The 13,648-nt window shown below is 62.3% G+C and carries 12 protein-coding genes and 2 pseudogenes; 1 reads left to right on the forward strand and 13 read right to left on the reverse strand.

Going from position 1 to position 13,648, the window contains the following annotated elements:
* Window positions 1-159 precede the first annotated feature (159 nt).
* From AC0L25_RS20855 to AC0L25_RS20900, 10 genes and pseudogenes are all read right to left on the reverse strand, one after another.
* Entirely contained in the window at window positions 160-1,278 is a 1,119-nt protein-coding gene (locus AC0L25_RS20855; protein ID WP_352965987.1) for a branched-chain amino acid ABC transporter substrate-binding protein, read from the reverse strand.
* Between the two features lie 139 nt (window positions 1,279-1,417).
* A complete protein-coding gene (locus AC0L25_RS20860) occupies window positions 1,418-1,765 on the reverse strand; it encodes a DUF6867 family protein (protein WP_473597250.1) in 348 nt (115 codons plus the stop codon).
* Between the two features lie 17 nt (window positions 1,766-1,782).
* Window positions 1,783-2,511: an ABC transporter ATP-binding protein gene (locus AC0L25_RS20865; protein ID WP_473597251.1), complete on the reverse strand. Its 729-nt coding sequence runs from the start codon at window positions 2,509-2,511 to the stop codon at window positions 1,783-1,785.
* The gene (locus AC0L25_RS20870; protein WP_473597252.1) at window positions 2,511-3,701 is read right to left on the reverse strand and encodes an ABC transporter ATP-binding protein; all 1,191 of its coding nucleotides are present in this window, start codon (window positions 3,699-3,701) and stop codon (window positions 2,511-2,513) included. Before AC0L25_RS20870 ends, AC0L25_RS20865 begins: the two co-directional genes overlap by 1 nt.
* Window positions 3,701-4,807 (reverse strand): annotated as a pseudogene (gene livM / locus AC0L25_RS20875) (high-affinity branched-chain amino acid ABC transporter permease LivM); the annotation flags it as partial. The pseudogene livM and the gene AC0L25_RS20870, both read right to left, overlap by 1 nt.
* Window positions 4,808-4,996: 189 nt before the next feature.
* A pseudogene (locus AC0L25_RS20880) lies at window positions 4,997-5,251 on the reverse strand (DUF3382 domain-containing protein); the annotation flags it as partial.
* Window positions 5,252-5,300: 49 nt separating this feature from the next.
* Window positions 5,301-6,203 carry a branched-chain amino acid ABC transporter permease gene (locus AC0L25_RS20885; protein ID WP_352955211.1) on the reverse strand — a complete coding sequence of 301 codons (903 nt, stop codon included), beginning with the start codon at window positions 6,201-6,203 and terminating at the stop codon, window positions 5,301-5,303.
* Window positions 6,204-6,538: 335 nt separating this feature from the next.
* Window positions 6,539-7,540, reverse strand: a complete 1,002-nt coding sequence (locus tag AC0L25_RS20890) for a 4-hydroxyproline epimerase (protein ID WP_473597253.1) — start codon at window positions 7,538-7,540, stop codon at window positions 6,539-6,541.
* A gap of 12 nt (window positions 7,541-7,552) precedes the next feature.
* Window positions 7,553-8,890: an NAD(P)/FAD-dependent oxidoreductase gene (locus AC0L25_RS20895; protein ID WP_473597254.1), complete on the reverse strand. Its 1,338-nt coding sequence runs from the start codon at window positions 8,888-8,890 to the stop codon at window positions 7,553-7,555.
* 48 nt (window positions 8,891-8,938) lie between these two features.
* Complete coding sequence (locus tag AC0L25_RS20900; RefSeq protein ID WP_473597255.1) at window positions 8,939-9,832, reverse strand: dihydrodipicolinate synthase family protein; 894 nt, start codon at window positions 9,830-9,832, stop codon at window positions 8,939-8,941.
* 69 nt (window positions 9,833-9,901) lie between these two features.
* Here AC0L25_RS20900 and AC0L25_RS20905 point away from each other — a divergent pair, with 69 nt between their 5' ends.
* Window positions 9,902-10,594, forward strand: coding sequence for a GntR family transcriptional regulator (locus AC0L25_RS20905; protein WP_473597256.1), 693 nt, complete (start codon window positions 9,902-9,904; stop codon window positions 10,592-10,594).
* Window positions 10,595-10,674: 80 nt separating this feature from the next.
* Here the strand turns inward: AC0L25_RS20905 and AC0L25_RS20910 are convergent, their stop codons facing one another.
* The 3 genes from AC0L25_RS20910 to AC0L25_RS20920 all read right to left on the reverse strand — a co-directional run bounded on the left by AC0L25_RS20910 (window position 10,675) and on the right by AC0L25_RS20920 (window position 13,270).
* Complete coding sequence (locus AC0L25_RS20910; RefSeq protein ID WP_473597257.1) at window positions 10,675-10,986, reverse strand: hypothetical protein; 312 nt, start codon at window positions 10,984-10,986, stop codon at window positions 10,675-10,677.
* A gap of 273 nt (window positions 10,987-11,259) precedes the next feature.
* On the reverse strand, window positions 11,260-11,559 hold the full coding sequence (locus tag AC0L25_RS20915) for a hypothetical protein (protein ID WP_473597258.1): 300 nt from the start codon (window positions 11,557-11,559) through the stop codon (window positions 11,260-11,262).
* A 214-nt stretch (window positions 11,560-11,773) separates the two neighbouring features.
* A complete protein-coding gene (locus AC0L25_RS20920; RefSeq protein WP_473597259.1) occupies window positions 11,774-13,270 on the reverse strand; it encodes a CoA-acylating methylmalonate-semialdehyde dehydrogenase in 1,497 nt (498 codons plus the stop codon).
* Between the last annotated feature and the right edge of the window lie 378 nt (window positions 13,271-13,648).

A 13,648-nucleotide genomic window follows, 5' to 3' on the forward strand; every position in this document is an offset into this window, starting at 1 on the left:
CAAAATCGGGCCGGGATTAAACCGATTTAAATCGATTCTTTGCGTTACAGGCCGCGCGCTCCCTCGAATGCGCAAAGGACGCTCTAACAACGGATAACACATCAAACGAAAAATGCCCGGCGCGAAGCGCCAGGCATTCCGGAATTGTCGTCGACAGGCTTACATTTTCTGGATGTAGGTGTACTTGCCGTCGTCGCCCTTCTTCCATTCGTACATGACATAGCCAGGCAGCGTCGGATCGCCCTTCTCGTCATAGGAAAGATCGCCCAGCACCGTCTTGAACGGGCCGTTGGCCTTGAGAGCCTTGGCAACTTCCTGCGGATCGTTCGACTTGGCAGCCGTCGCGGCTCCCGCGATGGCCTGCATGGCGGCGTAGGAGTAGAGCGTGTAGGCCTCCGGCTCGAAGCCCTGCGCACGGAACTTCTCGACGAGTTCCTTGTTCGCCGGGATCAGACGCGGATCCGGACCGAACGTGTTGAGCGTGCCCGCAACTGCGTCGCCGGCAATCGAGGCCAGCTCGTTCGACACGATGCCGTCACCAGAAACCAGCGTGGCCTTGAGGCCCTGGTCAGCCACCTGGCGGATGATCAGGCCGGCTTCGGTGTGCAGACCACCCCAATAGATGATCGAAACGCCGGCTTCCTTCATTTTGGCGATCAACGCCGAGAAGTCCTTGTCGCCGACGTTCACGCCTTCGTACATGACTTCCGTCACGCCGGCAGCGTTCATCGCCTTCTTGGTCTCGTCGGCAAGACCTTGACCATAGGTCGTCTTGTCGTGGATGACCGCGATCTTGGCATCCTTGAAGTTCGACGCGAGGTAAGCGCCGGCGATGCTGCCCTGCTGGTCGTCGCGTCCGCAGGTGCGGAACGTGTTCCACATACCGCGTTCGGTGAACTTCGGATTGGTCGCGGCCGGGGTGATCTCGAGGATACCGTTTTCCGCGTAGACTTCCGATGCCGGGATCGAAACGCCCGAGTTGAAGTGGCCGACCACGAACTTGACGCCGTCGCCGACGAACTTGTTGGCGACCGAGATGCCCTGCTTCGGATCGGAGACGTCGTCGCCGACCGTGAGCTTGATCTGCTCGCCGTTGATGCCGCCGGCCGCATTGATGTCGGCGACAGCCTGTTCGGCGCCCTTTTGCAGCTGCGCGCCGAAGGCGGCGTTCGGACCGGTGATCGGACCGGCAACGCCGACCAGGATGTCAGCCCACGCGCTTCCGCTGAACGCGACGAGCGCGGTCAGGGCGACGGCGGACAAAAGTGATTTTCTCATGTAAAACGCTCCCATTTACAGAGTGGGCGTGGATGATGCTTTCATGCGATGCCCACCTTTACTCGCAGAAAACGTACTTTGCCGATTTTCAGGCACTTGTCACGCCGATTCATCCCCGAAACGGCGTTAATGGTGAACGTCAACCTTTTGGTTTCCAACTCAAAAGCGATGCTCTTTCGTAAAGCCAGTTATACTGTGTCACCATCTGGTTGGTGCGCGTGTATTGATAGCCGATGAAGCCCAATATCATCAGGACGATGGAGTCGACGATGTAGTATTGCAGCGAGAACATCGTGCCGCCGAACAGTGCGTGATGGATGAACCTCACGGCGATGCCGAGGCCGAGCAAATAGGCGAACAATTGGACGAAGCTGCGCCAAGTCTGGGCGCAGGCCTTTCCCGTCATCCATGCCGCCCAGCCGCCAAGCAGGCAGGTGACGAAGAAGAACTGCCAGACCGAGGGTTCCTCATAGAGAATGCCCTGCATGATGAAGACTCCTGAACTCAGTGATGGCCGCCTTCGAGATAGGCGGCGCGCACGTCCGGATCGGCGAGCAGCTCCTTGCCGGTGCCGCTCATCGTCACGTTGCCGTTGACCATGACATAGCCGCGCGTGGCGAGTTTCAGCGCGCCGAAGGCGTTCTGCTCGACCAGGAACACGGTCAGCCCCTGCGTGCGGTTCAACTCGCGGATGGCGTCGAAGATCTGCTTGACGATCAGCGGCGCCAGGCCCAGCGACGGCTCGTCGAGCAGGAGCAGTTTCGGCCGCGCCATCAGCGCACGTCCGATCGACAGCATCTGCTGCTCGCCGCCCGACAGCGTGCCGCCGCGTTGGGCAATGCGTTCCTTCAGGCGCGGAAATAGCGTGAACACCTTCTCGACGTCCTCGTCATAATACTGGAGGTTGTCGAGGCTGGCGCCCATCTGCAGGTTTTCCATCACCGTCATGCGCGGGAAGATGCGCCGTCCCTCCGGCGACTGGGCGATGCGCATGCGCGCGATCTCGTGGGTTGGCAATTGGGTAATGTCGGTGCCGGCGAAGGTGATGGTGCCCGCCCGCGCCCGTGGAGCACCAAAAATGGTCATCATCAGCGTCGACTTGCCGGCGCCGTTGGCGCCGATCAGCGCCACGATCTCGCCCTGCTTGACGGTGACATCGACGCCGTTCAGCGCCCTGATGTTGCCGTAGTAGGTCTGGACGCCCTTGATATCGAGCAGCGTTGTGCCGGCCATTATTTACGCCCTCCGCGCCGGTTGGAGGCGCCCGGTGTCTTCGGCTTTACCGGAGCCTTGGTCGCCGGCTTTGCCCCGGAGGATTTCGCGGCAGAAGACTTCGCGCTGAGCTTGGCTGCTGCCGGAGAGGCTGCCTTGCTTGCCGCGGCACTCGACCTTGCATCGACCTGCCCGGCCTTCGAGGCGCCCTTCGACACCGTGACGCGCTCGCCCTCGCTGTGGCCGACCGTGTCGGTCACCGGTCCGGCGAAATACGAAGATGATGTGCCCGGGCCGTGCACCGAATCCGGACCCGTATCCAGTTGCTCTATGACGTCTTCGTCGCCGACCTCGGTCAGTACCGTCTCGACTTCCTCGTCTTCGACCCCGAGATAGGCGGCGATGACACGCGGATCGGTGCGTACCGCATGCGGACTGCCGTCCGAGATCTTGCGCCCGTATTCGAGCACCACGACATGGTCGGAAATCTGCATGACCACCGCCATGTCGTGCTCGATCAGCAGGATCGAGGTGCCGGTGTTGTCCTTGATGTCCATCAGGAGCGCGTTGAGCGCCATTGATTCCTTCGGATTGAGCCCGGCGGCCGGTTCGTCGAGGCAGAGCAACTCCGGACCCGTGCACATTGCCCGCGCGATCTCCAGGCGCCGTTGCGCGCCGTAGGGCAGGTCGCCGGCCGGATCGTCGGCTCGATCGACGAGGTCGGCCTTTTCCAGCCAGTGCCTGGCGAGGTCGATCGACTCGGCCGACGCTGTCCGGTAGCCGCTGAAGCCGAACAGGCCGAGGACGGTGTAGCCGGACGCCTTCATCAGCTTGTTGTGCTGCGCCACCAGCAGGTTCTCGAGCAGCGTCATACCCGAGAACAGACGAATGTTCTGGAAGGTGCGCGCCACCTTGGCGCGCGCCGGAATCTCGTGGTTCGGCAGGCGTTCGAGCAGATAGCTCGAGCCGTCGCGCCGGTTGAGCGTGAGCATGCCTTCAGACGGCTTGTAGAAGCCGGTGATGCAGTTGAACACGGTGGTCTTGCCGGCTCCGTTCGGCCCGATCAGCGCTGTGATCTCGCCGCGCCTGGCCTGGAAGGACAGGTCGCCGATAGCGACCAGACCGCCAAACTTCATCGACAGATGCTCGACCTGCAGGATGGCGTCGTTCATGCCCGGGTTGGCTTTCTGAATCGAGCTCGCGTCGCTCATCAGCCGTGGCCCTCCTTGGTGAAGGAGCCGGATACGGCCCTGCTCTCCTTGAGGAAGGCTGTCGGTTCACGGCTGCCGACGAAGCCGCGCGGCTTCCACAGCATGACGATGACCATGGCCATGCCGAACAGCAGCATGCGGTAGAGTTCCGGCGTGAAGTCGGGACCGAAGACCTGCTTCAGGAAATCGAGCTCGCGCAGCACCTCGGTGCCGCCGATCATCACCATGGCGGCGACGGCGATGCCGACCAGCGAACCCATGCCGCCGAGCACGACGATGGCGAGGATGATCGCCGATTCCAAGAAGATGAAGGATTCGGGGCTGACGAAACCTTGCCGCGCCGCAAAGAACGAGCCGGCGAAGCCGCCGAACATCGCGCCGGTGGCAAAGGCAGTGAGCTTGGTGGTGGTGGTGTTGATGCCGAGCGAACGGCAGGCGATCTCGTCCTCGCGCAGCGCTTCCCAGGCGCGGCCGACGGGCATGCGCCTAAGCCTTATGGTGACGAAGGCAGTGAGCAGGCAGAGCCCGAGGATCAGGTAGTAGAGGAAGATCTTGTAATAAGCGCTCGACGTGGCAATGTCCAAAACCTTGGCGATATAGTTCGGATCCGAGACGTTGAACGTCATCAGGCCAAAAAAGGTGACCTTGGGGATGCCGGAGATACCGGCCGAGCCGTTGGTAACCTCACGCCAATTGATCAGCACGAGACGAATGATCTCGCCGAAGGCTAGCGTCACGATCGCCAGGTAGTCGCCACGCAGCCGCAGCACCGGAAAGCCGAGCAGCACCCCCCAGAAGGCGGCCATGGCGCCGGCGGCAGGCAGCAGGATCCAGAACGACAGGCCGTATTGCGTGCCGAGCAGCGCATAGGCATAGGCGCCGACGGCATAGAAGGCGACATAACCAAGGTCGAGCAGGCCGGCGAGGCCGACGACGATGTTCAGTCCCCAGGCCAGCATCACATAGATCAGGATCTGAATGCCGTAATTGTCGACCCATTTCAGCGAACCCTGGAACCCGGCGGCCACCGATCCTCCGTACAAAGCAAGCACCAGCACAACGATGATCGGGTAGAGCGCCAGTGCGGTTATGCCTAATGCCGAGAAATGGGCATGGATGAAGGTTCGGAAATAAAACATCACCGAGGCGAGGGCGTAGATGATCGCCAGCGCCCTCAGGAACCGTGCATAACCGGCCAGACCGGGCCCCAGCAATCCGTCAAGGGAGCCGGCAAGGAAAACCAGCACGGCCACTGTTACGATGGCAGCGATGAAATAGGGCAAGCGGAAGAACCGCGTCGCCATGCTCTCCGGCAGCAGGCCGGTGGCGACGTCGACGATCTTCTGATTTGCCAGGAAGGGCTGTCCGTAGGCGACGTAGAGAAAACGCCCGGCCATGGTCAGCACAACCACGACTGCAAGAAGCCACCAGCGCTGTACAAGGATCAGCTCGTTGGAGATGTTCTGATCGGTCCTCAGGCCGATGAACAGCACGAACAGGCCGAGCGCGATGGCGCCGGCATAAAGCGCTTCGCGGGTGGCGCGTTGCATGGGGGTGGCGACGATGTCGCGCTCCGGAGATGCGGTGACCGCCATGATCTCAGACCTTTTCGACTTCTGGCCGGCCGAGAATGCCGGAAGGCAGGAAGATCAGCACGATCGCCAGGATGGAGAAGGCGGCGACGTCCTTGTAGTCGATCGAGAAATAGGCCGACCACATGCTTTCGATGAAGCCGATCATCAGCCCGCCGAGCACGGCGCCGGGCAACGAGCCGATGCCGCCGAGCACGGCCGCGGTGAACGCCTTCACGCCGGGCGTGAAGCCGTCGGAGAAGGCGATGACGCCATAATACATCAGGAACAGCGTGCCGGCGACGGCGGCAAGGGCCGCACCCATGACGAAAGTGATCGAGATGGTGCGGTCGACGTCGATGCCGAGCAACGCCGCCATCTTGCGGTCCTGCTCGCACGCCCTTTGGGCTCGACCCAGCGAGGTCTTGTTGACCAGGTACCAGAACAGCGCCAGCAGCAGCGCGGTGACGATGACGATGACGATCTGCTTCAGCGACACGCTGATGCCCTCGATATTATAAACCTTGGACACCATCGGCGGGATCGGCTTGTTGCGCGGCCCCTGCGTCACCTGGACGAAGTTCGACAGCGCGATCGACATGCCGATCGCAGTGATCAGCGGCGCCAGCCGGAACGAACCGCGCAACGGCCGGTAGGCCACCTTCTCGATCGTCCAATTGTACAGGCTGGTCAGCAGCATCGCGACGATCATCATGACCAGGAGCGCGATCACCACCGGCACCGAATAGAACAACGCGCCGAGGATGAGGAAAACGATGAGGGCGGTGAAGGCGCCGACCATGAAGATGTCGCCATGGGCGAAATTGATCATGCCGATGATACCGTAGACCATCGTGTAGCCGATCGCTATCAGCCCATAGATCGATCCCAGCGTCAGCCCATTGATAAGCTGCTGGACAAAATACTGCATGCTGTCGTGGCTCCCCTGGAATGTCGCCCATGCAGACGCATTCCTTTTCGTATTTCCCCTAGTCGTAAAGTTTCGAGCCCGGATTGCAACGTCATTTTTTAATCGGCATGCGTGATTTTGAAGCACGCAATCGGATTGCCCGTTCTTCCCTTCTCGGCCTCTGGACTATCGCGGACCCTATCATTGGCATAACGCAATGTCTTTGGCGATTCGTCGTCAAAATGCACGCCGTTTCGAAGGAATCGTCGTCAAAATAAGTTGATGAGCGGGATCGTTGCGCCATCGAAGCGATCGGTCTTTGCGTTCCTTTCGTTTCCCCTGGGTCAGGATGCTCTCTATTTGACGACGAATCCGTGCGCGAACGGATCGCGATCGTCGATGAAAATCGTGTTCAATCCGGTCAGGCGCGCCCAGCCGCCGATCGACGGAATAATCGCCGGCTTGCCCGCAACCGTGACTTCCTTCTCGACCCTGCCCTTGAACAGCGAGCCGATGATCGATTCATGGACGAAATCCTCGCCAGTCCTAAGCTTGCCCTTGGCGTGAAGCTGCGCCATCCGCGCCGAGGTGCCGGTGCCGCAAGGCGAGCGGTCGATTGCCTTGTCGCCGTAGAAGACGGCGTTGCGCGCATCTGCCTGGCTGTCCGTCGGCGCACCCGTCCACAGCATATGCGAAAGCCGGTCGATGCCGGGATTCTCGGGATGCACGAAGGCGTACTTCTCGTTAAGCCGCTGCCGCACCACCGGGCTCCAGGCGATGAGGTCGCTGGCGGAATGGTCGGCCATGTCGCGATAGTTCTTCTGCGGCTCGACGATGGCGTAGAAATTGCCGCCATAGGCAACGTCGACGATGATCTCGCCGAGCTGCGGACATTCGACCGTCAGTCCCTCGGCATGGAGGAAGGACGGCACGTTGGTGATGCGCACCTCCTCGACATATTCGCCGACCTGTTTGTACTCGGCGGTGACCAGGCCGGCCGGTGTGTCCAGCCTGAGCAAACCCGGCGTCTTCGGCTTGATCAGCCCGTGCTCGATGGCCATCGTCACCGTGCCGATGGTGCCATGACCGCACATTGGCAGACACCCCGAGGTTTCGATGAACAGGATGGCGATGTCACAATCGGGCCGCGTCGGCGGATAGAGGATCGAGCCGGACATCACGTCATGGCCGCGCGGCTCGAACATCAGCCCGGTGCGGATCCAGTCATATTCGGCCAGGAAATGCGCGCGCCGCTCCATCATCGTCGCGCCCTGGAGCAGCGGTCCGCCGCCGGCGACCAGCCGCACCGGATTGCCGCAGGTGTGACCGTCGATGCAGAAGAAGGAGTGGCGCGCCATTTCTAGATCCCGTCAGAAGCGGTTCGGAGAAAACGGAGAAAGATCAAACACCGGATTTTGGCCGAGAATGAGATCGCGGACCAGGCGCCCGGTGGCAGCTGCCTGGGTCAGGCCGAGATGGCCGTGGCCGAAGGCATAGACTATCGTGCCGGCATGCCTGGCGCCACCGATCACCGGCAGCGAATCCGGCAGCGACGGCCGAAACCCCATCCATTCGCGGCCGCCGGCCGGGTCAAGCCCCGGCAGGAATTTTTGTGCCTTGTCGAGCAGCGCTTTCGAGCGGGCGTAGTTGGGCGGCCGCTCAATGCCGCCGAGCTCGACCGCGCCGCCGACGCGCACACCGGTTTCAAGCGGGGTGACGACGAAGCCGTGGCCGGAGAAGATCAATTGCCGCTTCACGTCGAAGGCGGTTTTCGGCAGGGTCGTGTTGTAGCCGCGCTCGGTTTCAAGCGGGATGCGGTCGCCGAGATGTTTCGCCAGGAGATGCGACCACGCGCCGGCGGCAATGACGAGGCATTTTGTTTGCCGCACCGTGCCGTCAGCCAGCGTCAATGTCGCGCCATCCTGCCCCGCTCCGACATGGTTGATCCGAGCCTTTTCGAAACGCGCGCCGTTCTTCTCGGCAAAGGCCCAGATCGCCTCGCCCAATAATTTCGGATCCGTAACGGTTTTCCATCCCGGCACGAAAGTGCCCCTGACGAAGCGCGGCGACAGGCCGGGCTGCAAGGCGGCGAGAGCATCGCCCTCGACATGGCTGAAGCCGATGCCGAAACCTTGCCTGGCCGTCCAGCCGGGCAGCGACGCCTTGAACTCGGCCTCGCTCTCGTAAAGTTCAAGCGAGCCGTCCTCGCGCAGCATGTTTCCGGTGCCCGAGCGCGCCATCAGGCCGGCCCATTCGGCCTCGGCGAGCCGCATCATCCCGGCCTGCGCTGCGAGGCCGGCGTCGTAGCGATCGCTTCGTCCGGCGCGCCAGAAGCGGATAAGCCAGGGCAGCAGCTTCGGCAGATAGGCGGGCGGGATGCTGAGCGGGCCGAGCGGGTCGGCAAGCCATTTCGGCAGATGCCTGATCATGCCCTTGTGGGCCAGCGGCAGCACATCGGAAAAGGCCAGGGCAGCGGCATTGCCGGAACTCGTTTCCTCGCAGATGCCCGTTCGATCGAAGATCGTGACGTTTCGCCCCGCCTCGGCCAGATAGGCAGCGACACAGATGCCGATGATGCCGCCACCGACAATGGCGATGTCCTCCCCTTCTCCCCGTTCACGGGGAGAAGGTGCCCGAAGGGCGGATGAGGGGCGGCGCCCCGCTTTTGCCGACTCGGAAATTCCCTGCACGTGGGCGCTGCCCCTCATCCGGCTGCCGCATCTTCTCCCTGTAAAACGGGGAGAAGAGAGCCTGCCTCAAAACTTCGGCAGCTCCGGCCGCACCGCCAGTGCATCCCTGACGATCTTTTCGACCGTCTTGCGGCGCTCGCCCGACAGCGGCTGGCGCGGCATGCGTACGCGGTCGTTGGTGTTGATCGCCAGGACTTCCGCGAGCTTGATGTTCTGCACCAGATAGGTCGACACGTCGAGGTCGAGCAGCGGCCGGAACCAGCGGTAGATTTTCAGCGCCTCCTCGCGGCGGCCCTGCTTCATCAACTGATAGATCGCGACCGTCTCGCGGGGGAACGCGGTGACCAGTCCCGCCACCCAGCCTATGGCACCGACCGACAGAGCCTCGAACGCAAGATTGTCGACGCCGGTGAACAGGTCGTAACGGTCGCCGAAGCGGTTGATGATTTCGGTCGAGCGGCGGATGTCGTCGGAGGATTCCTTGATGGCGACAAAGCGCTTGTCCTTCGCCAGTTCCTCCATCTGATCGACCGTGACGTCGACGCGATAGGCAAGCCGATTGGAGTAGATCATCACCGGCAGGTCGCCGGCCTCGGCGACGGCGCGCAGTGCCGCGACCGTCTCCTCAGCATTGGTGTGGTAGATCGGGCTCGGCACCACCATCAGCCCGTTGGCGCCCTCCTTGGCGGCGCGACGCGCGATCGCCGCCGCCTCGCGCGTGCCGGGTTCGTTGACCGTCAGCAGAACCGGCTTGTTGCCGGCGATCTTCTGCGCGGTCTTCAGCACCTCGATCTTCTCGTCATGCGACAGCATCGGCCCCTCGCCGAGCGAACCGCAGACGATGATGCCGTCGCAGCCGGCCTCCATCTGCAGCGCAAAGCAGCGCTCCATCTCGGCGTAGTCGAGGCGGTCGTCCTCGGTGAATTTGGTCGTGACGGCGGGGAAAACTCCGGTCCACATGGCGGTCGCTCCATCTGATATATCAGTCGTATATTTATGAAGAAACGGACTGTCAACACGGATTTCGCTATGATATGTCACAAATATATCAGGAGCTCTCCTTTGATATTCAATGAAACAAGCCCGGCATTCGAGCCCGTGGCGGCGAAAGCCTACCGCGTGCTCGAGCACATGATCGTGACGCTCGAACTGGCGCCTTCAAGCTTCATCACCGAGGGCGCGCTGATCGACAGGCTGGGGCTCGGCCGCACGCCGGTGCGCGAGGCGATCCAGCGACTGGCGTGGGAGGGACTGCTGGATGTCCGGCCCCGTGCCGGTATCGCCATTGCCCCGCTCCATCCCGGCGACTGGTTGCGCGTTCTCGATGCACGGCGTGGCGTCGAGGTGGTTCTTGCCCGTTCGGCCGCCCGCTTCGTCACCCGTGAGGCCGCCGACCTGTTTCACGATGCCGCGCTTGCCATGCAGAAGGCGGTGATATCAGGCAATGTGCTAGGCTTTATTCAGGCCGACAAGGCGCTCGACGAGGCGCTGGCGCTGGCTGCCGACAACCCGTTCGCCGCGCGGCTGGCGGCTCCCCTGCAAACCCACAGCCGCCGCTTCTGGTTCCGCTACAAGGCCGATACCGGGCTTGCCGAATCGGCCGAACACCACGTCGCGCTGATCCGCTCGATCCTCGACGGAGACGAAGATGCCGCCGCTAAAGATGCCAAGCGCCTGATGGCGCTGCTGCGCGGCCATGCCGAAGCGGCCGCCACGCGCTAGGAAATCGGCATCAACCTTCGGCCAGCTCTTTGAGTTCCGCCCATCCGGCGCTGCCTGGTGCTGAGCATCGCCCAATTCCGTCATGCGTCCTGGTCGGCCGGGATCACCACATTTTCCCAATGTTCGCCGGCCGCGACGATGCAGCTTCTGCCGGCGACATCGGTGACGATGATCGTCCAGCTTCCGCTGTCGGCGACATAGACTTCCATAATCGCCATTTGACCGATCAGCCCGAAAGCAAACTGTCTTTCCTGGAACTTCTCGCTCAGGTGCGCGACGAGATCGCCATGTTCAAAGCAATGATATTGGGCGCTTGCGGCGTTGGTGCCCACCGCTAATGCGCCAGCAAGCACCACGGTTTTCACCCAAACGAACAGCGATTTGCGTGCCATAGGGCACCTCCTTTGCCATCACGTCCGGCAAAGGGGAGAGCCCTCATTTTGCCGGAACGATCCAGGCCGGTTCCGACGTCATCGCGTCGTTCCTTTCTGTGTTCCGGTCTGTCAGCGGGACGATTCCAATGTTCCCACTATGTTCCATAAATGGTGTCGGCAACGCAAAAGCGCAAGCAGGCGCCCGCTGGGGCGCCTGAGGATTTCAAGTTGTCGCCGAGAACCGCGGCCTGCGCGCGGCTATGCTGAGGTGGCTGACACCCGCTAAGCGGCTCAGGAATCTGGCAGCGCCGCTGTCGTCATCGCGCTCTCCCAGCCTTCACCCACCGACACCACGCAGCTTTGACCGCGTGTGTCGCTGGCTAGGATTGTCCAGGTGCCCTGGTCGGAAACGAAAACTTCAACAATCACATTCGGATTGACGACGCCGAGCGCGGTCGGATTTTCCCGAAACTTCTCGCCGAGCGCCTTGATCATGTCGGCTCGTGGCGCGCATTGTTCGGCCGCTGTGGCCGGCGCGACGGAAAGCGCCGCGACTGCTACGCAAAGTGTCGTCACCATTAGACGTGTCATCTGACGCCTCCTTGCCGCCGGCCGCCCCGAAACTGTCGCCAGCACCGTTGGTTGGTCTGCCGCGCCTGCTTCGCGGCCGGATTGCAATTTTAAAGACTTCTGCTGCCGCCTGGTTCCATCACATTTAGCGTTCACGCAGATACGGGCCGAGACCGGCCAACAAAAGGCCCGGTTTCTGGCCGGGCCTTTTTCGCTCAATTTTTAATCGACCGGCCTAGTTCATCGTCGGGATGACGAATTCGGCGCCGTCCTTGACACCGGACGGCCAGCGCGAGGTCACCGTCTTGGTCTTGGTGTAGAAACGGAATGCGTCCGGTCCGTGCTGGTTGAGGTCGCCGAAGGAAGACGCTTTCCAGCCGCCGAACGTGTAGTAGGCGATCGGCACCGGGATCGGCACGTTGATACCGACCATGCCGACCTGGACTCGCGAGGCGAAGTCGCGGGCGGCATCGCCGTCGCGGGTGAAGATGGCGACGCCGTTGCCCATTTCGTGGTCGTTGGCGAGCTTGATCGCGTTCTCGTAAGTCGGCGCGCGCACCACGGAGAGCACCGGCCCAAAAATCTCTTCCTTGTAGATGCGCATGTCGGCAGTCACGTTGTCGAACAGGCAGCCGCCCATGTAGTAGCCGTTCTCGTAGCCCTGCATTGAAAAGCCGCGGCCGTCGACGACCAGCTTGGCGCCTTCCCTGACGCCGGTATTGACATAGCCCTTGACCCGCTCCAGCGCCTGCGCCGTGATCAACGGACCGAAATCGGCGGCCGAATCCGTCGAGGGGCCAACCTTCAGGCTTTCGACACGCGGCACCAGCTTTTCCATCAGCCGGTTGGCGGTATCGTTGCCGACCGGGACAGCCACCGAGATCGCCATGCAGCGCTCGCCGGCCGAGCCGTAGCCGGCGCCGATCAGCGCGTCGACGGTCTGGTCCATGTCGGCGTCGGGCATGATGATCATGTGGTTCTTGGCGCCGCCGAAGCACTGCACGCGCTTGCCGGCCGAGCAGCCGCGCGAATAGATGTACTGGGCGATCGGCGTCGAGCCGACGAAGCCGATGGCCTTGATGTCGGGATCGTTGAGGATGGCGTCGACCGCCTCCTTGTCGCCGTTGACGACGTTGAGGATGCCCGCCGGCAGGCCGGCCTCGATGAACAGCTCGGCGATGCGCATCGGCACGCCCGGGTCGCGCTCCGAAGGCTTCAGGATGAAGGCGTTGCCGCAAGCGATAGCCGGCGCGATCTTCCACAATGGGATCATCGCTGGAAAATTGAACGGCGTGATGCCGGCAACGACGCCGAGCGGCTGGCGCATCGAATACACGTCGATGCCGGGGCCGGCGCCGTCGGTGAACTCGCCCTTCATCATGTGCGGCGCGCCGATGCAGACCTCGACCACTTCCAGGCCGCGCTGGATGTCGCCCTTGGCGTCGGCGATGGTCTTGCCGTGTTCGCGCGCCAGAATGTCGGCCAGCGCATCATACTCCCGGGCGACCAGTTCGAGGAACTTCATCAGGACGCGCACGCGCCGCTGCGGGTTGGTCGCCGCCCAGCCGGGCTGTGCCGCCTTGGCGTTTTCCACCGCTGCGCGCAGTTCCGCCTGCGAAGCCAGCGCCACCGTGCCGCGCACCGTGCCGTCCATCGGCTGCATAACGTCCTGCTTGCGGCCGCTGTTCCCAGCGACACGCTTGCCGCCGATGAAATGACCGTATTCGATCATGGTTTCTCTCCCTGATTTGTGATGCGGCATTGTCCGCCTTTGCGCGGCCGATGGCAACGCGAGCGAAAACGCAACCGTTGTGCGGAAAATAGATAGCGGTTCGCGTCTGTGCATCAATTCCCGCAAGTGGTAGAATGTGGCATCCCCACAGGAACTCTCAGGTTGAGCTTCCGCCCACCCCCCTCTGTCCTGCCGGACATCTCCCCCGCAAAGGGGGAGATTGGCAGCTTCGGCCTTACCGCCCTTTCTGCAAAGTTAGAGATTGGCGAAAGCCGACGCGACATCCGATCTCCCCCCTTGCGGGGGAGATGTCCGGCAGGACAGAGCGACTGTCTTGGAAGTCAAGCTGTTTGCCATGGTTTTTGGTCCCTGACGATT

This window comes from Mesorhizobium sp. WSM4813, assembly GCF_055811555.1.

Excerpts from the sequence above, each read along its gene's own strand:
- AC0L25_RS20895 (WP_473597254.1), bottom strand. The coding sequence starts at position 8,890 with ATGAGGGGCAGCGCCCACGTGCAGGGAATTTCCGAGTCGGCAAAAGCG.
- AC0L25_RS20885 (WP_352955211.1), bottom strand. The coding sequence starts at position 6,203 with ATGCAGTATTTTGTCCAGCAGCTTATCAATGGGCTGACGCTGGGATCG.
- AC0L25_RS20860 (WP_473597250.1), bottom strand. The coding sequence starts at position 1,765 with ATGCAGGGCATTCTCTATGAGGAACCCTCGGTCTGGCAGTTCTTCTTC.
- AC0L25_RS20855 (WP_352965987.1), bottom strand. The coding sequence starts at position 1,278 with ATGAGAAAATCACTTTTGTCCGCCGTCGCCCTGACCGCGCTCGTCGCG.
- AC0L25_RS20920 (WP_473597259.1), bottom strand. The coding sequence starts at position 13,270 with ATGATCGAATACGGTCATTTCATCGGCGGCAAGCGTGTCGCTGGGAAC.
- AC0L25_RS20865 (WP_473597251.1), bottom strand. The coding sequence starts at position 2,511 with ATGGCCGGCACAACGCTGCTCGATATCAAGGGCGTCCAGACCTACTAC.
- AC0L25_RS20915 (WP_473597258.1), bottom strand. The coding sequence starts at position 11,559 with ATGACACGTCTAATGGTGACGACACTTTGCGTAGCAGTCGCGGCGCTT.
- AC0L25_RS20900 (WP_473597255.1), bottom strand. The coding sequence starts at position 9,832 with ATGTGGACCGGAGTTTTCCCCGCCGTCACGACCAAATTCACCGAGGAC.
- AC0L25_RS20870 (WP_473597252.1), bottom strand. The coding sequence starts at position 3,701 with ATGAGCGACGCGAGCTCGATTCAGAAAGCCAACCCGGGCATGAACGAC.
- AC0L25_RS20905 (WP_473597256.1), top strand. The coding sequence starts at position 9,902 with ATGATATGTCACAAATATATCAGGAGCTCTCCTTTGATATTCAATGAA.
- AC0L25_RS20890 (WP_473597253.1), bottom strand. The coding sequence starts at position 7,540 with ATGGCGCGCCACTCCTTCTTCTGCATCGACGGTCACACCTGCGGCAAT.
- AC0L25_RS20910 (WP_473597257.1), bottom strand. The coding sequence starts at position 10,986 with ATGGCACGCAAATCGCTGTTCGTTTGGGTGAAAACCGTGGTGCTTGCT.